General features: G+C 55.1%; 17 protein-coding genes. 11 read left to right on the top strand and 6 right to left on the bottom strand.

Features of this window, described 5'->3' with window-relative positions; genetic code table 11:
* Positions 1 to 43: 43 nt before the first annotated feature.
* Positions 44 to 1,237, bottom strand: coding sequence for a succinyldiaminopimelate transaminase (gene dapC / locus BMY01_RS07250; protein ID WP_074745724.1), 1,194 nt, complete (start codon positions 1,235 to 1,237; stop codon positions 44 to 46).
* Between the two features lie 74 nt (positions 1,238 to 1,311).
* Here dapC and BMY01_RS07245 point away from each other — a divergent pair, with 74 nt between their 5' ends.
* From BMY01_RS07245 to BMY01_RS07220, 6 genes are all read left to right on the top strand, one after another.
* Positions 1,312 to 2,229 (top strand): DMT family transporter, encoded by a 918-nt coding sequence (locus BMY01_RS07245; protein ID WP_074745722.1) that lies wholly within the window; start codon positions 1,312 to 1,314, stop codon positions 2,227 to 2,229.
* An 80-nt stretch (positions 2,230 to 2,309) separates the two neighbouring features.
* Positions 2,310 to 3,260: a D-2-hydroxyacid dehydrogenase gene (locus BMY01_RS07240; protein WP_074745720.1), complete on the top strand. Its 951-nt coding sequence runs from the start codon at positions 2,310 to 2,312 to the stop codon at positions 3,258 to 3,260.
* 195 nt (positions 3,261 to 3,455) lie between these two features.
* Positions 3,456 to 3,875: a rubrerythrin family protein gene (locus BMY01_RS07235; RefSeq protein WP_217638635.1), complete on the top strand. Its 420-nt coding sequence runs from the start codon at positions 3,456 to 3,458 to the stop codon at positions 3,873 to 3,875.
* A 156-nt stretch (positions 3,876 to 4,031) separates the two neighbouring features.
* The gene (locus tag BMY01_RS07230; protein WP_074745719.1) at positions 4,032 to 5,363 is read left to right on the top strand and encodes a (Fe-S)-binding protein; all 1,332 of its coding nucleotides are present in this window, start codon (positions 4,032 to 4,034) and stop codon (positions 5,361 to 5,363) included.
* Between the two features lie 58 nt (positions 5,364 to 5,421).
* Positions 5,422 to 6,021, top strand: a complete 600-nt coding sequence (locus tag BMY01_RS07225) for a DUF3501 family protein (protein ID WP_074745717.1) — start codon at positions 5,422 to 5,424, stop codon at positions 6,019 to 6,021.
* Positions 6,021 to 6,551, top strand: a complete 531-nt coding sequence (locus BMY01_RS07220) for a CNP1-like family protein (RefSeq protein ID WP_074745715.1) — start codon at positions 6,021 to 6,023, stop codon at positions 6,549 to 6,551. The genes BMY01_RS07225 and BMY01_RS07220 overlap by 1 nt, the downstream gene beginning before the upstream one ends.
* 116 nt (positions 6,552 to 6,667) lie before the next feature.
* On the opposite strand, the gene BMY01_RS07215 is transcribed toward BMY01_RS07220, so the two are convergent.
* The 5 genes from BMY01_RS07215 to BMY01_RS07195 all read right to left on the bottom strand — a co-directional run bounded on the left by BMY01_RS07215 (position 6,668) and on the right by BMY01_RS07195 (position 14,264).
* Positions 6,668 to 7,000, bottom strand: a complete 333-nt coding sequence (locus BMY01_RS07215; RefSeq protein ID WP_081353815.1) for a protein tyrosine phosphatase family protein — start codon at positions 6,998 to 7,000, stop codon at positions 6,668 to 6,670.
* 39 nt (positions 7,001 to 7,039) lie between these two features.
* The gene (gene proB / locus BMY01_RS07210) at positions 7,040 to 8,158 is read right to left on the bottom strand and encodes a glutamate 5-kinase (protein WP_074745714.1); all 1,119 of its coding nucleotides are present in this window, start codon (positions 8,156 to 8,158) and stop codon (positions 7,040 to 7,042) included.
* A 208-nt stretch (positions 8,159 to 8,366) separates the two neighbouring features.
* Positions 8,367 to 11,561 (bottom strand): efflux RND transporter permease subunit, encoded by a 3,195-nt coding sequence (locus BMY01_RS07205; RefSeq protein ID WP_074745712.1) that lies wholly within the window; start codon positions 11,559 to 11,561, stop codon positions 8,367 to 8,369.
* A gap of 88 nt (positions 11,562 to 11,649) precedes the next feature.
* Positions 11,650 to 12,882: an efflux RND transporter periplasmic adaptor subunit gene (locus tag BMY01_RS07200; RefSeq protein ID WP_081353845.1), complete on the bottom strand. Its 1,233-nt coding sequence runs from the start codon at positions 12,880 to 12,882 to the stop codon at positions 11,650 to 11,652.
* On the bottom strand, positions 12,876 to 14,264 hold the full coding sequence (locus BMY01_RS07195) for an efflux transporter outer membrane subunit (protein WP_074745710.1): 1,389 nt from the start codon (positions 14,262 to 14,264) through the stop codon (positions 12,876 to 12,878). Before BMY01_RS07195 ends, BMY01_RS07200 begins: the two co-directional genes overlap by 7 nt.
* Before the next feature lie 147 nt (positions 14,265 to 14,411).
* On the opposite strand from BMY01_RS07195, the gene BMY01_RS07190 reads away from it, so the two are divergent.
* The 5 genes from BMY01_RS07190 to BMY01_RS07170 all read left to right on the top strand — a co-directional run bounded on the left by BMY01_RS07190 (position 14,412) and on the right by BMY01_RS07170 (position 17,355).
* Positions 14,412 to 14,921 carry an RNA polymerase factor sigma-70 gene (locus tag BMY01_RS07190; RefSeq protein ID WP_074745708.1) on the top strand — a complete coding sequence of 170 codons (510 nt, stop codon included), beginning with the start codon at positions 14,412 to 14,414 and terminating at the stop codon, positions 14,919 to 14,921.
* Between the two features lie 134 nt (positions 14,922 to 15,055).
* Positions 15,056 to 15,268: a FecR/PupR family sigma factor regulator gene (locus BMY01_RS07185; RefSeq protein WP_074745706.1), complete on the top strand. Its 213-nt coding sequence runs from the start codon at positions 15,056 to 15,058 to the stop codon at positions 15,266 to 15,268.
* A gap of 292 nt (positions 15,269 to 15,560) precedes the next feature.
* Entirely contained in the window at positions 15,561 to 15,791 is a 231-nt protein-coding gene (locus BMY01_RS07180) for an MbtH family protein (protein WP_074745704.1), read from the top strand.
* Positions 15,791 to 16,549: a thioesterase II family protein gene (locus BMY01_RS07175; protein ID WP_074745702.1), complete on the top strand. Its 759-nt coding sequence runs from the start codon at positions 15,791 to 15,793 to the stop codon at positions 16,547 to 16,549. Before BMY01_RS07180 ends, BMY01_RS07175 begins: the two co-directional genes overlap by 1 nt.
* Positions 16,537 to 17,355, top strand: coding sequence for a 4'-phosphopantetheinyl transferase superfamily protein (locus BMY01_RS07170; protein ID WP_074745700.1), 819 nt, complete (start codon positions 16,537 to 16,539; stop codon positions 17,353 to 17,355). Before BMY01_RS07175 ends, BMY01_RS07170 begins: the two co-directional genes overlap by 13 nt.
* The last annotated feature ends 12 nt before the right edge of the window (positions 17,356 to 17,367 follow it).

Genomic DNA, 17,367 nt, shown 5'->3' with positions numbered 1-17,367 from the left:
CTTCGATTTCTTGTTGATATATCGCTGCTTTACAGGCTACCCGCTACAGGCTGGATACCAGCTTCTTTATCCGCTCGGTAGCGGCGGCGCATTCCATGACGGATGCCACCAGGGCAATCCGGACAAAATTTTCGCCGGGGTTAATCCCATGCGCATGCCGTGCAAGGTAGCTGCCAGGCAAAACCGTGACATTATAATCGCGATAGAGCTGCCGGGCGAACTCGACGTCATTCACCGGTATTTTCAGCCACAGGTAGAAAGCCGCGTCCGGCAGCGAAACCGGTAGCGTGCCCTGTAGTAATTTGACGACTGCCTTGAATTTCTCGCGGTAGAGGCGGCGATTTTCGACAACATGAACCTCATCATTCCAAGCCTCCTCGCTGGCCGCCTGTACCGCCGGGTTCATCGCGCTGCCGTGGTAGGTGCGGTAGAGCAGGAATTTTTTCAGGATCGCCGCATCTCCGGCAACGAATCCGGAACGCATGCCGGGAACGTTCGATCTTTTGGAAAGGCTGCTGAATACCACCAGCCGGGGAAAGCGTTCCCGGCCCAGACGGTGGGCGGCCTGGAGCGCGCCCAATGGAGGAGAAGCTTCATCAAAATAGATTTCAGAGTAACATTCGTCCGATGCAATGACAAATCCATAACGGTCCGAAAGCTCGAACAGATGGCGCCATTCGTCCATCGACATTACGCGGCCAGTGGGATTGCCGGGCGAACAGACATACACAAGTTGGGTGCGCGCCCATACTTCATCCGGTAATTGAGCATAGTCGAGCGAAAAATCATTCTCGGGCAGGGTATTGAGGAAACAAGGCGTTGCGCCGGCAAGCAATGCAGCGCCTTCGTATATCTGATAAAACGGGTTCGGACAAATTACAATTGCATCAGACTTGGAAGAATCGATCACTGCCTGCGCAAAAGAAAACAAGGCTTCGCGGCTCCCGTTGACCGGCAGGATTTCGGTATCGGGATCGATTGCCGGCAGGCCGTAGCGCTGCATCAGCCATTTGCCAACGCTGACACGCAGGGATCGCGCGCCGAGGGTTGCCGGATAGTGCGCCATCTTCACCAGATTTTCCATCAAGGCCTGGCGAATGAAATCCGGAGTCGAATGCTTGGGCTCCCCAATGTGGAGACTGATAGGTGTAAAAGCCGATGCAGGCTCGATGCCTTCAAATAGCTTGGTGAGCTTCTCAAAAGGGTATGGTTGCAGGCGGTTCAGATTGGGATTCAATTTAAGGCGATGGGAAGAAAGCTCTATTCCCCGTTGAGTTATTGATCGAAGCAGGATTATAAGAGGGCACTCTCTTGCTCACAAAGCAAAATAAACAATCTACCCAAGGTGGACAAGGTGGGGGACAAAATGCTTTCCCGATCGCTGCCCTGCTTGTAGGCGCTACGATCTGGGGTTTGCTGTGGTATCCCTATCGATTATTGGAGCAGACCGGGGTAAGCGGGCCGACTGCAACCGTTATTACCTATCTTGTGGCCCTGCTGCTCGGCCTGGCCGTATTTCGTCACAAATTGCGCACCGTACGCCTACTTGACAGGGAAACCTGCCTGCTCGTCGGAATAGGATTGTCTGCAGGCTGGGCCAATCTCGCTTACGTTCTCGGTGTGCTCCATGGCGAAATCATGCGGGTCATGCTGTTATTTTACCTCTCGCCGCTATGGACCATCGTGTTTGCGCGCTTCCTGCTGAGTGAGGTGTTAAGCGTGCACGGCTACCTGGTTATCGTTTTTTCCCTGGGGGGTGCGATAATCATGTTATGGCAACCGGAAGGCAGCCTGCTGCCTTCCTCCTATGCCGACTGGATGGGAATATCCGCTGGTTTCATGTTCGCTTTGGCGAACGTGCTGAGCAGAAAAGACCAATATCATGATGTTCAATTAAAATCGGTTGCAGTATGGGTGGGAGTTGCGCTGGTGGCATTCGGTTATAGTCTGTTCCTGCCTGGTCTGCCTGCATCGGTCGATATTTCCGCCTATACGTTTCTGCTCCTGCTGCTGGTGGGGTTGACGGTATTTGCCCTGAGTCTGATGGTGCAATACGGGCTTACCCATACCCCTGCCAACCAGGCTATCGTGATTATGCTGTTCGAGTTGGTGGTGGCGGCGGTGGCGGCTTACTTCCTGACTGATGAAGCCATGACACTGAGGGAATGGGCGGGTGGAGCAATGATCGTTTCGGCCAGTCTCTTTTCAGCGAGGATGAATCGGGAGTAATACCGCCCACGCCGGTTCTGCCGGTTCTGGTACCGGAATTCCGGTTTCCTATACAAATTTCACACAAGAGGGAAATGAACATGAATCATCACGTCGTTTTTCTGGAAAGGGATTCCCTGAAGGTGGAAGTGCGCCGGCCGAATTTCGAGCACACGTATGAGGAATACGCCAAAACGACGCCTGACCAGGTGGTGTCGCATTTACAGCACGCAACCATCGCAATCATCAACAAGGTGGGGTTGAGCGAGGAAACTCTGGCGCAATTGCCAAAGCTGAAAATGGTCGCTATTGCGGCCACCGGATATGACGCTGTCGATATCGGCGCTTGCCGCGGGCGCGGCATTGCCGTGGCGAATATTCGCAATTATGCAATTCATACCGTACCTGAGCATGTATTCGCCCTGGTGCTCGCGCTACGCAGAAATCTTTTTGCCTACCGGCAGGAGATCGAGCAGGGAAGGTGGCAGAAATCGGAGCAGTTCTGCCTCTTTACTCATGAGATCGGTGAGTTGTTTGGCGCCACCATCGGTATTGTCGGGGAGGGCACGATTGGGCGCGGCACTGCCGCTATTGCACAGGGATTCGGCATGCGGGTGCTGTTTGCCTATCATGAATCGCGAAAGAAGAAGGACGTGGTTCTCACCCCGTTCGATCAGGTACTTGCGGAATCCGACATCCTTTCGCTGCATTGCCCGCTGACTCCCGCTACCCGAAACCTGATTGGCATGAACGAATTGCGCAAGATGAAGCGTAATGCATTGCTCATCAACACGGCGCGGGGAGGATTGGTGGATGAGGCGGCGCTGGTACAGGCGCTGGACGATGGCACTATCGCCGGCGCCGGTTTCGATGTGCTGACGACGGAACCTCCCAGAGCCGGCAATCCCCTGCTTGGCTTGCGCCGTCCCAACTTTATCCTGACACCTCACATCGCCTGGGCCTCTACCGAGGCCATGCGTTTTCTTGCGGATCAGCTGGTCGACAATATCGAAGCCTGGGTGGCAGGCAAGCCGCAAAACCTGCTTACTTGAATTTCCAGTCCGGTTCACAGCAGAAAGGCGGAATATAAAGAATGCATATGGGCGGTTGACAACTCAAGTAGCCTTCGATAGTCTCATAGGGCTAGGGCGAGTTGATGCGCACGGGTCCCGGTTCATTCGAATCGCATATCCGGCCGCATCGGCGGAAAGCTTTATTTATTGGTAATTTGATACAGGAGGGGAATGATGGAACTCAAAGGAACGAAAACAGAAGGCAATTTGAAAGCGGCTTTTGCCGGGGAATCGCAGGCGAACCGGCGTTATCTTTACTTCGCAAACAAAGCGGATGTGGAAGGGCAAAACGATGTGGCAGTGGTTTTCCGCTCGACTGCTGAAGGCGAAACCGGACATGCGCACGGCCACCTCGAATACCTGGAGGCGAGTGGAGATCCCGCCACCGGCTTGCCATTTGGTTCGACCCGCGCCAACCTTGAAACAGCCATTGCGGGAGAGACGCATGAATATACGGATATGTATCCCGGAATGGCTAAAACCGCACGTGATGAAGGTTTCGATGAAATCGCCGAATGGTTTGAGACATTGGGCAAGGCCGAGCGCTCCCACGCCAATCGCTTCCAAAAGGCTTTGGACAGTCTGGGCGACTAACGATTCGACAAGTAATTCAGTCGACCCGATAGGCGACTATAGACAACAAGCGGAAGGGATCGGATCCTGCATCCCGTTCCTTCCGCTTGTATTGTTATTGTTCCGGAATTTTCAACCGAATTTCCATCTGTTTTATTTCCCCATTCATTTTCACGCATGACCACTCGCGAAGGCAGCCTGGAGGCGCCAAAGCGCCTTCCCATCGACTGGGAAAATCCGGAATATTATGACGAACCCAAGCTGGTCGCGGAGATGGAGCGCGTCTTCGACATATGTCACGGCTGCCGCCGCTGCGTGAATCTGTGCACCGCATTTCCGCGCTTGTTCGATCTCATAGATGAGGGGCCGACCGGCGAACTGGACGCAGTGGAGAAATCGAGATATTGGGAGGTGGTGGATCGCTGCTATCTCTGCGATATGTGCTCCATGACGAAATGCCCGTATGTGCCTCCTCATCCATGGAATGTCGATTTTCCACACCTGATGCTGCGCGCCAAGGCGGTCAAGCACGAAAAAGGCGGTGCGAGTTTCCGTGACAAGCTGTTGTCCAGCACCGACGCGGTGGGCAAGCTTGCCAGCATTCCCGTCGTGGTCCAGGCAGTCAATGCGATCAACAAGGCGCCCGCTACCCGCAAACTGATGGACAGCATGCTTGGCATTCATGCAGAACGCAGATTGCCGGAGTACGACAGTCACAGATTTCGCAAGACCGCCCAGCCGAACGTGGATCACGAAGTGCGCAACGGCGAGCGGACGTCCGGGAAAGTGGCAATTTATTCCACCTGTTACATCAACTATAACGAGCCTGGAATAGGGCACGATTTATTGAAGATACTGGACCATAACGAGATTCCAGTACGGCTGGTGGAGAAAGAAGCCTGTTGTGGAATGCCGAAGCTGGAGCTGGGTGACTTGCATGCCGTGAAAGAACTCAAGGATAAAAATATCCCCCCACTGGCGAAACTGGCCAGGGAAGGTTATGCAATACTCACAGCGGTGCCGTCCTGCACGCTTATGTACAAACAGGAATTGCCGCTCATGTTCCCGGACAACGAGGATGTGAAGGCGGTAGCCAAAGCCATGCTCGATCCCTTCGAATATCTGACGATGCGAAATCGTGATGGCCTGCTGAAGACGGATTTCAAGAAATCGCTAGGCAAGGTTTCATACCATATTCCTTGTCATTTGCGCGTGCAGAATATCGGCCAGAAGACGAAAGATCTGTTGCAGATGGTGCCCGACACAAAGGTGACCGTAGTGGAGCGCTGCTCCGGGCACGACGGCACCTGGGGCGTAAAAAGCGAATACTTTGCCGACTCCATGAAGATCGGCAGGCCCGTGTTCAGGCAGATGGCCCAGCATGATCCTGACTATATCAGTTCCGATTGCGCGATCGCTGGCCGCCATATCGAGCAAGGCATGGGCGAAACAAGCGCGCAGAAGGCGCATCCCTTGACCCTCATCCGCATCGCATACGGGCTGGCCTGAACGACTGCGATATTCAGCTGGCGTTGCCTCTATTCATTATCATGATCAAATAATAATTATGCCTCAGATCACACGCAGCAGCCTGATGACCCTGGAAGATTACGCAAAGTCACGGCAGGAATTCCGTGCGCGTGTAATGGCGCACAAACGTAACCGCAAGATACACCTCGGCACGAACGTGACCCTCATTTTCGAGGATGAGTTGACGATGCGGTATCAGATCCAGGAGATGCTGCGGGTAGAAAAGATTTTTGAGGAAGCGGGCATCCAGGAGGAACTGGAAGCCTACAATCCGCTGGTGCCGGATGGGACCAACTGGAAGGCAACGATGATGATCGAATACCCGGATCCTGTTGAGCGCGTAGCCAGATTGGCCGAATTGATAGGTATAGAGGACAAGGTATGGATAAAAGTGAACGGCTTCGACCCGGTCTATGCCATTGCGGACGAAGATCTGGACCGGGAGAATGAAAAAAAGACCGCTTCCGTCCATTTTCTGCGATTCGAGTTGGGGCTGGAAATGATAAAGGCATTGCGTGAAGGCGCCTCTTTGAGCATGGGCATCGATCATTCTGCCTATAAAGTGCCGGAGCAGGAAGTGGATGCGGCAGCGCGGAATGCTTTGATGGATGATCTGACCGCAGATCTCCCGGGGTGATGAGAATTTACCTGCTCATATTCTGGTTGCTGCTTTCGAGTACATCGATTTCAGTTTTTGCCCAGCAACAAAAATTCGAATATGAGTTCGATCATGAACGGCCGTGGGTCGAGCTGCAGACGGAATTGCCTCCTTATCCCGAGCAGGAAAATCTGCTGCAATTCGATGCCGGTCCCGCAAGTTCGAATACGCATTATGTCGACGGTGCGTCTATTACAGTGGGAGAAGATGGTGTCGTGCGTTACACCCTTGTCATCAAATCCCCCACCGGTGCGATGAATGTGAGCTACGAGGGAATACGCTGCCAGACCGAAGAGAAAAGAACCTATGCCTATGGGCGCAACGATAAAACCTGGGCACGGGCAGGATTGTCGAAATGGGTCGATCTCGAAAGTATTGCTCAGAACTATCCTCAGCGCGCGCTTTACCGGTATTTTTTCTGTCCTCTCGGACTTCAGACAGTGAAGGATGCGGATGAAGCGATCCAGGCATTGAAAGCCGGCATTCATCCGCGAGCGGTAAGGTACTAGCTGAGAGGATGAGTGTTCTCCTTCTCCCAAGGAAGGCGAAACGAAGTGACGGTTGGGTCGGGAGCTGGACTGACCGCTATGAATGCGAACTCCCGGATTGGCCTATTTAAGAATATTTATCGCGAGCGCTCGTAAAGTGCTTTGGAGCGAAGCTCGAGCCGGCAGTAGCCAAGGGTAGGACCGGGCAGTTCGTTCATGAGTGTCTTGAACTGCACAACATGACTGTCATTGATTTGTCCTGGCACAACCGGCAGGTAGGAAAATTCAAGTCCCAGCTTGCTGGCTTCGGATGCGAGAAAATCGTGGTTTGGATGATGACCTCCGTCCTCGCTATCCGGGCGGTTGCAAATCACACTTTTAAAACCCGCGGCCTTGATATCGATCAGATCTTCGGCATCGATCTGTGGGCTGGTTGAGAAATTATCGTCAATTCTGGTCATGGGTTTCATCAGGTTTTCTCCGGCGATAATGAGTACTGCATAGAGGTGTTAAAGCAGAACCAGGTTATCCCTGTGGATGAGCTCCGGTTCACCTATATAGCCGAGAAGGCTTTCGATTTCGTCGCTTGCCCGACGGAGAATACGCCGGGTTTCCGCAGCATTGTAATTGACCAGTCCGCGAGCGATTTCCCTTCCATGCGGATCAAGGCAGCCTACGACTTCGCCCCGTTCGAAGTTTCCGCGCACATCCGTCACGCCGACCGGCAGAAGGCTTTTGCCGCCAACGGCCAGTGCTTCCACCGCTCCTTCGTCCAGCGTGACATTTCCCCGGATTTGCAGATGGTCCGCCAGCCACTGCTTGCGAGCGGCAAGCGTCATGGTTTCCGCCAGCAACTGGGTGCCGATCGCTTCCCCTCGGGCGAGGCGAATCAGGACATCCGCTTCGCGTCCCGACGCAATCACCGTGTGCGCGCCGCTTCTCGCCGCGCGTTTGGCCGCCAGTACTTTGGTCACCATGCCGCCTCGTCCTATTTCGCTGCCTGCACCCCCCGCCATCCGTTCGATGTCCGAATCTCCGGCTTTCGCTTGCTCCACCAGTTTCGCCTGGGCATCTTTTCGCGGATCGGCTGTGAATAGCCCTCGCTGATCAGTCAGAATTACCAGAACATCCGCCTCGATCAGGTTGGTTACCAGTGCGGCTAGCGTATCGTTATCGCCGAAGCGGATTTCATCGGTCGCTACCGTATCATTTTCATTGATGATTGGAATGACATTCAGATTCAACAGCGTGGCCAGCGTGGAGCGCGCGTTCAGATAGCGCTTGCGGTCGGACAAGTCTTCGTGGGTGAGCAAAACCTGGGCCGAGTGCAATTCGTGCTTGCGGAAGCAGGTTTCATAGGCCTGCACCAGGCCCATTTGTCCCACCGCTGCTGCCGCCTGCAATTCGTGGATGGCGTGCGGGCGCTTTTTCCATTTCAGGCGTTGCATCCCCTCCGCTATGGCCCCGGAAGAAACGAGCACCACTTCCTTGCCGATCTTCTTGAGTTTAACGATTTGTCCAGCCCAGTGCGCGAGCGCTGCATGGTCAAGGCCTTGTCCCTGGTTCGTTACCAGACTGCTGCCGACCTTGACGACGATGCGCCGCGACTGCTTTAAAACGGATTCCATATTTGACGCTTTATAATTGAATATGCAGTTGCCCGTATCCCGGTTTTCAATACCGGATATCTATTTCAGATACCGAAAAAATCAAATCAAGGGCAGTTTGAAGAGGTGGCTAAAGATCAGAACAATCTGGGTGGCTATCATGGAGGATTGTGGCACGGTTTTTATTATAAACTGCCGCCATCCTTATAAACAGCGAAGTTTCAAACCCTCAGCGAGCCATTTCCGCCAGCATCGGCTGTTTGCCGGAAGGCTCGGTGACAGCATAACACACGGGTGTCAGTATGAGGCTTGCCGCCATGCCCACCAGCAGCCCCACGGTCAGGGAGAGCGTCATGGGGACCAGGAACTGTGCCTGTTCGCTCCTTTCGAGCAGGATGGGAAGAAATCCGACAAAATTGGTGAGAAAGGCGAGCAGAATTGGCCTGAAGCGGGCGCTGCATGCCTCGAGGATAAGCGCCGAGACGGGCCGGCCGCTGTCTCCCCGTTTTTGTACGTAATCCAGCAGTACCAGGCTATCGTTTATTACTACCCCGCTCGCGGCGATCATGCCCACCAGCGACTCCATGGATAGCGGAAGACCGATCAGCCAGTGCGCCCACACCGCGCCGCTCCAGGCCACCGGAGCCGCCAGAAGAAAGATCAGCGGCTTGGTATATGAACGAAAAGGAATGGCAATCAGGGCATAGATAACGGCCAGAGCAGCTCCGGTAAAAAGCACCAGCTTCTGGATCGTCTGTTCCTGTTCCTGGCGCTCTTCGCCAATGTCGATCTCCAACCCTGGAAACTGACGTTTTATTTCAGGTATTTCATGCGCTGCAAAACCGGCATAAATGTGGTTCACATCAGCAAGTTTGGGGTCGGTCTGGGCCTGTACCTTGAGGATGCGCTGCCGGTCCTGGCGAAGCAGTTTTGCCTGGCCGGGCATCAATTCGACTTCCGCAAGGACTCCGAGGGGGGCTTGGGCTCCACTGGGCAAACGAACCGGAAGATTCTGCAGATCGTCGAGTGACTGCCTCTCGCTACGCGGCAGACGCACCATGACCTTGACCTCATTGCGCCCTCGTTGCAGCCGATGCACCTCGTCGCCGTAGTAGGCGTGGCGCATTTGCTCGGCAATATCTTCCAGCCGTATACCAAGGCGTTCCGCCTCGGGCTTGAGACGCAGGCGGACTTCAGGTTTGCCGGCCTCGGCGGAATCGACCACATCGTATACCCCGATATAATCCGCCAGTTTCTGTTTGAATACCGCCACAGCTGTCGTCAGGGTTTCCGGATCGGGGTGGCCAAGATCGAATTCGATATCGTAGGGGAGATCCCCTTCCTTATACAGGAAGTCAATCTTGGCCCGTCCGATGTCACCGATACGCTTGCGCCACTCGCGGATGAAATCCTCTACCACGATGTGCTGGCGGCCAGTGGGAGAGAGTTCGGTCCAAAAACCCGCGCTATGTTCCGCGATGATCGTTTCCATGCCGACGATGACGCTCCCGCCGATATCCGGGTCACTCTTGACTGCCTCTCTATCCAGTTCTTCCCGCAATTGCAGCAACGCCTGCTCTACTTTTTCCGCTATTCTGCGCGTTTCGCTATAGGGTGCGTCTTCGGGCAGTTTCAGATAGACCCAGAAGCTCTCTTTTGTCACGTCCGCCTGCAAAGCCATCCGCACATGGCCTCCGGCCACCAATGCCACAGCCAGCATCAGCAGGACAGCGAAAATGGCGATCGTGAGATAACGCCAGGCTAGCGCTTTCTGTAGCAATGGTTCGTAAACACGGCGGACAAACTGCTGCAATCCATGATTGAGCGCGGCGCGCAGATGCAGCAAGGGCGGGTAGGCCCATGTGCTCCTGGACGGTGTCGCCAGATGAGAGGGCAGGATCAGCAGCGCCTCAACCAGCGAAAATACTAGTGTGAGAACCATTACCAGACAGATGGGTTTCATCATCTGGCCGGCCCACCCCGGCAGGAATAAGCCGGGCAGAAACGCGACAAGCGCGATCATGACGGCGAGAGTAACCGGCAACGCGACTTCGCGCGCGCCAAGGATTGCTGCCTGCAGGTTTCTTTGCATCCAGCGGAATTCCGCAGCCGATGAGCCGTTCCCTTCACCTGTCGCGGCAGCGGCTCCTGCTTTCGCTTCTTCCTGGCGGGCATAGATAGCTTCTCCTATGATAATTGCATCATCCACGAGAATTCCCATGGCCAGCAGGAAACCGAACAGCGACAGCATGTTGAGGGAAATATCCAGAGCCGGCATGAGCCAGAACGCGCCGAATATCGACGTCAGGATTCCCGCTCCGGCCCACACGGCCACTTTGAATTGAAGGAACAGGGTCAGGATGAGGCAGACCAGTACGAATCCCGTGAGCCCATCCTCCATCAGGGTGCCAATGCGCTCTTCGTAAGCCTGCGAATCATCCCACCAGGTGATCAGACCCACTCCCTGGGGAAGCTCCGCTTTTTTTTCCGCTACGTAAGCCTTCACACGACGCGCCACTGCCACTGAATCTTTTTCGGCATGAATTTCCCAGCCTTGAGCGGTTTCCCCATTGTGGTGCCACTCGGACAACCGCTCTTCCAGGCCATCCTTGATGGCCGCTACATCGCGAAGCAGCACACGGCTTCCGTCCGGCCGGGTGCTCACCACGAGGTTTCCAACCGATACATCATCCTGGGCTTTGCCCTTGACCCTGAGCAGCAACTCCCCTGCCGGATTTTTCATTACTCCTCCGGGCAGGTCCACCGAAGCGCGCCGAATGGTTTCCGTCACCTCCTTGAGGGAGACGCCATACTGGCGCAGTTTCTCCGTGGATACCTCTATAGCAATTTCATACGGCAGCTGGTAATAGTTGTGCGCCCGCGTTACCCCCGGTATGCGGGAGAGCTCGGCATGAATGCCGTCGCCCAGGCGCCTGAGGGTAAGCGGATCAGTAGGGCCGTATAACGCCACCCAGATAACGCCATCATCTCCGATGCGGTTTGCCGGCTGCACCTCAATCTTCTCCAGGCCTTTCGGCAGACGCTGAATCGCTTGCACCCTTCCGCGTGCCGCGTTCATCACTTGATCTCTGTCGTAGGTGGGCAGGGCGGTCAGCTTGACCGTGCATTCCCCTTCGACAATTTCAGAGTTCAACCTTTTAATGCCGGGCAGATTGTAGACTGCCTCTTCGATTCGGATGCAAACGGACTCTTCGATCTCCAGAGGGCCTGCACCCGGATAGGTCGCCTTGATCTCGATCTGATGGGGCATGAATCGGGGAAACACTTCCTTGTCCATCAGCAGCAGGCTGCTTGCACCCCCAAGCAGAATGAGCACCATGAGGAGATTGGCAGCGATCGGATTGGCGGTGAACCACGCAATCGGCCCGGAGGAGGGAAAGGAAGGAGGAAAAATGTCCTTCATTAAAAAAAACTCACAAATAGACCCTTCTCTTGGCCAAGTGGCGGGCATGGCGGCTGGAATGCAGGACAGTCGGGCATATAAGCCTCGCTCATAGCGCACCATCCTGTGTTGGCGCCTCCAGACCGGTCTTTTTGAGCTTCGGCTCTGGAGCCACAATCTCGGCGCTTACCTTCATTCCTTCCACCGGAACTTCGATTCTTGAAATGACCAGCCTTTCCCCGGCCTTCAACCCGCTTTTGGCAAGAATGCGATCGGGTTCACGACGCAATATTTCTACACGGCGGATATGCAGGCGGTTTTCCGCGTCGACGAGTAGCACCTCCTGGGAAGCATTGACGGCCCCAGGCGGCAATACAAAGACATCGGCCTGCTCCCGCCCTTCGATCTCGGCTTTTACAAACAAGCCGGGTATGAGCGGAGGCTGGCCTGGCTTGACTTTATAAGGATTCTGCACCTCGGCAACGGCGTGGAGGAGCCCGGTTTCCTCATCCAGCGCACCCTCCGTCCGGATAACGTGCCCCTCCCATCGGTGAGTTACACCCGCAAATTCCCCGCTCAAGGCAACCCTGAGTCCCCTTTCTGCCTTGTTGTCCCTATGGTCGAGGAGAAGATCGAGGTATGCGAATTGGTCGGTCGCCAAAGGCAGGCGTATCTGAGCAACATCGGTCGCATAAAGGCGAGCCAGCTTTTCTCCAGGTTGAACGTACTGACCAAGACCGATATGCATATTGCGTACACGCCCGGCAAATGGCGAGCGCCACTCGCACCGGCCTCGCTGCAGGCGGGCTTTTACCATGTCGGCCTGCGCTGCCTTCAGTTTTGCGCGTGCCTCCGCCAGTTGCGGCTCGCGCATGGTCAAAGGCGAGGGTGTTCCTTCCCCCAGAACCTGCCATTCCTGGCGTGCCTGTTCCGCCTGCGCCTCTTCCATTGCAAGCAGGCGCTCCGCCTCGGCAATGCGCGCGTGTGCCTCGGCGATCGCATGATCATAGTCGCGGGGATCGATCATCATCAGTATCTCGCCCGCCTCAAAAAAACCTCCGGCGGCCAGGCTGGGATGAAGTCGAACGATCTGGCCCGCTACCTCGGGGACGAGATCAATCTCGGTACGGGGCACGACTACGCCTTGGGAGCGAATATTCAGCTTGATCGCTTGTGGAGTTGCTTCGATTACCCGTACCATCGGTATTCCGCTATCCGGCAATTCGGATTTCAGTGACGGCCGGTGAACAGCAATCGCCCACGAAATACTGATGCCGGCCAGCACAACAAGAACGGGGATGATGATTTTGAGCATGCTCTTGCTTGCCAGTTGTTTCAGCACGCCTCGCAAATGTTGCCTCCTAATGCCAGGTAAAGATTGATTCGATTGCTCAGAAGCTGGCGCCTGACGGAAAGATGCGCACTCTGAGCAGTGAGGGTGCTGCGGTAGCTATCCAGCAGCGTAAGAATTTCGATATACCCATGTTGATAGGAATAGACTGCCAGTTTTCGGCTGGCTTCGGTTTGCTCAACCGCATTTCTCAAGGCTTTTTCTTCCTTCCGTAGCCATTCGTCGGCTGCCAGCGCCTGCTCCACTTCCCGGAAAGCATTGAGTGCCGTGTCCTTGTACAGATTAAGGGCCTGCTCGGTCTGCGCCTTGTCAAGTTCGATCTGGCCCCGGATGCGCCCCCCCGTGAATACCGGTTGCGCCAACCCGATGAGCACGTTCCATGCGAGAGCCCTGGGATCCACCAATTCGGTCAGCGCTTGGCTGCGCATTCCTCCGGCTGCAGTCAGGGCAACACGCGGCAGCAGTAATTTTCTCGTGCTTTGCAGACGGGAGTCGGCAGCCAGCAAACGATCATAGGCAGCGACGAGGTCCGGGCGTCTTTCCAGCAATTCCGAAGGCAACCCCGCTGGCATATCGGGGGGAAGTTCAGGCAGTTCCGCAGTCGCCGTCAGCACAGCTTCCGGATAGCGCCCCAGCAGCACTTGCAGTCGGCGTGCAAGGATCTGAACCTGGTTGCGCGCCTGGGTAAGCTCAGCCTCCGCATTGGCAAGATCGGTGAGGGCCAGGCGCACGTCGAGCGCTTTCGTCAAGCCCCGGGCGAAGCGCCCGCGCACCAGGTCGACAATAACGCTTCGGTCCTTCACCGATTGCTCCGCCACTGCTGCTTGCAGCCTGGCTTCGGCAAGTTCAAAATAACTTTGCGCCACCCGTGCTGCCAGAGACAAGCGCGCCCCTTGAAAATCCGCTGCCGTCGCATCCGCCTCTCTTATTGCTGCCTGCTGGAAATCGCTTATCCGTCCCCACACATCCAGTTCCCAGCTCAGGCTGAACAATGCTTCAAACACACTGAATCGGGCCGAACCAAATCCCGCCTCGCGGATTTGCGCATATTGATACCCTGGCGCAAAGAACAATTGCGGCCACCGGCCTGCGCCGTCTATACGCGCCTGGGCCACCGCAGCTTTTACTCGCGCCGCCACAGCCTTCAGTTGATAATTATCGGTTAAGGCGCTGTTAACCAAGGCACTCAGATTAGGGTCGCCAAAAGTTTCTACCCAGTTTTCCGGGGTCGGTTGTGGAGTCCCTTTATCGGCTGCCCATCTGGCTGGGATTGCTGCGCCTGCATCTCCAGGATTTCTCAGTGGAGATGTTTTGCAACCGCCAATTCCGGCGAGGGAAATCGAAACAATTATTATCGCAAATATCCTGAGCATTTCGTTTCAAACCGATCCGAAAAATGAGGATATTCACTATATCCTTCGGAACCGGAAGTTGATCCATATTGTAAAATAGAAATTGCTATATGATAATAAGAATAGTTCTCGTTATTGTTATTATATGCTTTCTGTGGAGATGCAGTGATGATTGTCGAAGAGCAGATTGAACTGAGCGAAGTTTTCATGGCTCATCGGTCCCAGTTGCGCTGGGCGGCGCTCAAGATTCTCGGTAATCCCGAGCGGGCGGAGGACGTGGTGCAGGATGCATATCTCAAAGTATCGGAAGCAGCGGCAGTATTCCATGTCAAGCAGCCCGTGGCATACTTGTTCCAGATGGTTCGTAATCTTGCCATCGATCATCATCGGCGCATTTCATTCGAATTGAATCTTTTCGAGGGCGAAGACGACGGGCTGCATGTGCCATCCCACATTGGAATGCCCGAAGCCACGGTCATCGGCCGCGAGCATCTGAAACTGGTTGCAAAAGCAATATCGGAACTTCCGGAGCGGACGAGGCGCGCTTTTGAACTCCATCGTCTGGAAGGGCAGACGCACCGCGCCATCGCTGCCGAACTGGCTATTTCGACATCCCTGGTGAATATCCTGATCCACGAGGCAATAGACCACTGCCGCGCCGCTCTTCAATCCACCTAGTCCCCCACTTGATCACTCCTGTCGCCAGGAAGCATTTGCACAGCAGTATCCGCTATACTTGTTTCGGGTAAGTTTAAAACCGCGAAAAAATCGATGAATTCGAAGATTCGTCGAGGGAACATCTAGGTGAGACCGTGGCGAATTCAGAGGACCAGGATTCGGAACAGGTGTGGCATACAGCAGTCGAGTGGGTGATACGTGAGCACGAGTCACTCAGCCCCGTTGAACGGGAAGAGCTGATCGGTTGGCTGAACACGAATCCTGCGCATAGAAAGGCCTACGACGATGCCTCCCGCCTCTGGCTCATCACCGGTCTTGTTCCACCATCAGAACCTGCAGATGATTGACGACAGGAAACAATAGTCTACCGCTCAGTTCCCCAATTCCCTTATCTCTTCAGAAAGCCTTTCAGTTCTTTTTTCTTTCCCCCTTATTATAAGCCCGGCCTTTTGTCACGAACTTGTCAGTAACATTCATCGGCTTTTCCTTTATCTCTGCCAACGATTTTCCTAAATTCTTCGAATCCTTATTCGTCTAGCTAATCAAGGTTCCAAATAAGATTAAGACGCATTTCCAATCCGTGGAATTCGTCCAGGAAATCTGGAACGCCATCTGTTTACAGACATAAGGGGAACAAGCATGACAAGTTGCTTCGACCGCGAAGACGGGATATTTCGCGTGCTGGTCAATGATGAAGAGCAGTACTCCATCTGGCCGGAATGGAAAGCCATTCCGGGAGGATGGCGGGACACCGGGGTGCTGGGAGACAAGAAAACCTGCCTGGAACATGTAGAGAAAGTCTGGACGGATATGCGCCCCCTCAGCCTGCGGCGCTTCATGGACGAACAACGTCCCGCTGAAGCCAAGTGATGTCTCCGCTCCTGACACTTTTCGCGCTGCCCTGCGCAGGCGCGAGCTCGACAATGTATCTGCGCTGGCGGCGCAGATTGCCTTCCTGGGTGCAAGTGGAACCGGTCGAGTTGCCTGGCCGTGGAGGCCGCTTGGATGAAACATTCGAGAGGAGTTTCCCTTTACTGGTCGAGCGCCTTGCGGATGAGCTCGAGGCGTGCCCACCCCGCCGATATGCATTCTTTGGACACAGCATGGGGGCGCTGCTCGCTTTCGGAATTGCCCATTCCCTGCGCAAGAGAGAAAAACCCTTGCCTCTTGCCCTGTTTGTGTCGGCCTGTGCCGCACCCTCCCGGCAGGACTGGCGGCGTTATGCGGACAAGAATACCGACGCGTCGCTCATCGCCGATCTGCGCAAGCAGAAGGGGACACCGGAAGAAGTGTTCGAGAGCCCTGAGTTGTTGTCCCTGACGCTCAGCCTGTTGCGTGCCGACTACCGCATCTGCGCGAGCTTCCGCCACGCACAATCCTTGCCTTTGCCGCTGCCGATTCATGTTTTTGGGGGCCGTGACGATGAAATTCATGAGTCGAAGCTCGAAGCGTGGCGATCCGAAACTACAGAAGATTTCTCGCTGGACCTGTTTGAAGGAGGACATTTCTTTCTCCGGCAGCACGAAGAGGCTTTTCTTCCCGTGCTCGTCCAGCGGATGGCGCTGTACCGTCCAGAAGTATATCAAGGAGCACATCGAGAGCCTGCTGATTCCCTATGTATCCCCTAAGGCGCTTATCGCTGTCGGAGCGCATTCCTGGTGGCATCGAAGTGTGGCTGCTCGAGTTGGATGTTGGGTTGCCGGTGCCGGATTCCGAGCTGGCATTGTTGTCCTCAGAAGAGCGCGTTTACGCGCAACGGTTTCGACGGCAAGAAGACCGCGTGCGGTCTATAGCAACCCGGGCGGCCCTGAGGCGACTTGTCGGAGCGCACTTGATGTTGCCGCCCGACCGACTGCGCTTCGTGGTCAATGCTTATGGCAAGCCACGGCTGGAAAGTGAGTCGGGGATCGAGTTCAACGTCTCTCATGCCGGTTGTTGCGCCCTGATCGCCCTTTCGACAAGCGGGCGGGTCGGTGTCGATATTGAATGCGAAGACCATGCAATCGATGCCAACAACCTCAAGGATCTCACGGCCTACGTCTTTTCTCCATTGGAGCGCCGCATTGCCTTGCAAGTCCCGGACGATTTCATCCGGCACTGGGTAGCGAAGGAATCCGTGCTGAAAGCCTTGGGATTGGGTATCTCCGAACACCTGCAATCCGTGTCCATTCTGCCCCGAGACGATGAGGCCTACGAGATCGTCCATGATTTCCCGGAGTGGCGGGAAATACAGGCCTGGCGCCTTTCGGTACCGGATGGTTATGCAGCGGCCCTGGCATTCCAGACTCATGACCGGCCTTCAGCTCAGGGGAAAAGCTACGAAGTGTCGCGACTGACATCCCGACTCCCTCTGTCAGGGATGGATCGCTGCCAAGGCCAGGCTGCATATCCGCAGCTTTGCGATCAGTTCGTTCGCCAAATAGATCACGCCTGAAAGGTTTTCAAA

The organism is Nitrosospira multiformis, assembly GCF_900110185.1.
Classification (GTDB): domain Bacteria; phylum Pseudomonadota; class Gammaproteobacteria; order Burkholderiales; family Nitrosomonadaceae; genus Nitrosospira; species Nitrosospira multiformis_A.
The sequence above is the reverse complement of the archived record's forward strand: the minus strand, read 5'-3'. Positions and strand labels throughout refer to the sequence as shown.

What these genes read in the sequence shown, in the direction of transcription:
- BMY01_RS07240 (WP_074745720.1), top strand. Translation starts at nt 2,310, where the DNA reads ATGAATCATCACGTCGTTTTTCTGGAAAGGGATTCCCTGAAGGTGGAA.
- BMY01_RS07235 (WP_217638635.1), top strand. Translation starts at nt 3,456, where the DNA reads ATGGAACTCAAAGGAACGAAAACAGAAGGCAATTTGAAAGCGGCTTTT.
- BMY01_RS07230 (WP_074745719.1), top strand. Translation starts at nt 4,032, where the DNA reads ATGACCACTCGCGAAGGCAGCCTGGAGGCGCCAAAGCGCCTTCCCATC.
- BMY01_RS07225 (WP_074745717.1), top strand. Translation starts at nt 5,422, where the DNA reads ATGCCTCAGATCACACGCAGCAGCCTGATGACCCTGGAAGATTACGCA.
- BMY01_RS07220 (WP_074745715.1), top strand. Translation starts at nt 6,021, where the DNA reads ATGAGAATTTACCTGCTCATATTCTGGTTGCTGCTTTCGAGTACATCG.
- BMY01_RS07215 (WP_081353815.1), bottom strand. Translation starts at nt 7,000, where the DNA reads ATGAAACCCATGACCAGAATTGACGATAATTTCTCAACCAGCCCACAG.
- proB (WP_074745714.1), bottom strand. Translation starts at nt 8,158, where the DNA reads ATGGAATCCGTTTTAAAGCAGTCGCGGCGCATCGTCGTCAAGGTCGGC.
- BMY01_RS07205 (WP_074745712.1), bottom strand. Translation starts at nt 11,561, where the DNA reads ATGAAGGACATTTTTCCTCCTTCCTTTCCCTCCTCCGGGCCGATTGCG.
- BMY01_RS07195 (WP_074745710.1), bottom strand. Translation starts at nt 14,264, where the DNA reads ATGCTCAGGATATTTGCGATAATAATTGTTTCGATTTCCCTCGCCGGA.
- BMY01_RS07190 (WP_074745708.1), top strand. Translation starts at nt 14,412, where the DNA reads ATGATTGTCGAAGAGCAGATTGAACTGAGCGAAGTTTTCATGGCTCAT.
- BMY01_RS07180 (WP_074745704.1), top strand. Translation starts at nt 15,561, where the DNA reads ATGACAAGTTGCTTCGACCGCGAAGACGGGATATTTCGCGTGCTGGTC.
- BMY01_RS07175 (WP_074745702.1), top strand. Translation starts at nt 15,791, where the DNA reads ATGTCTCCGCTCCTGACACTTTTCGCGCTGCCCTGCGCAGGCGCGAGC.
- BMY01_RS07170 (WP_074745700.1), top strand. Translation starts at nt 16,537, where the DNA reads ATGTATCCCCTAAGGCGCTTATCGCTGTCGGAGCGCATTCCTGGTGGC.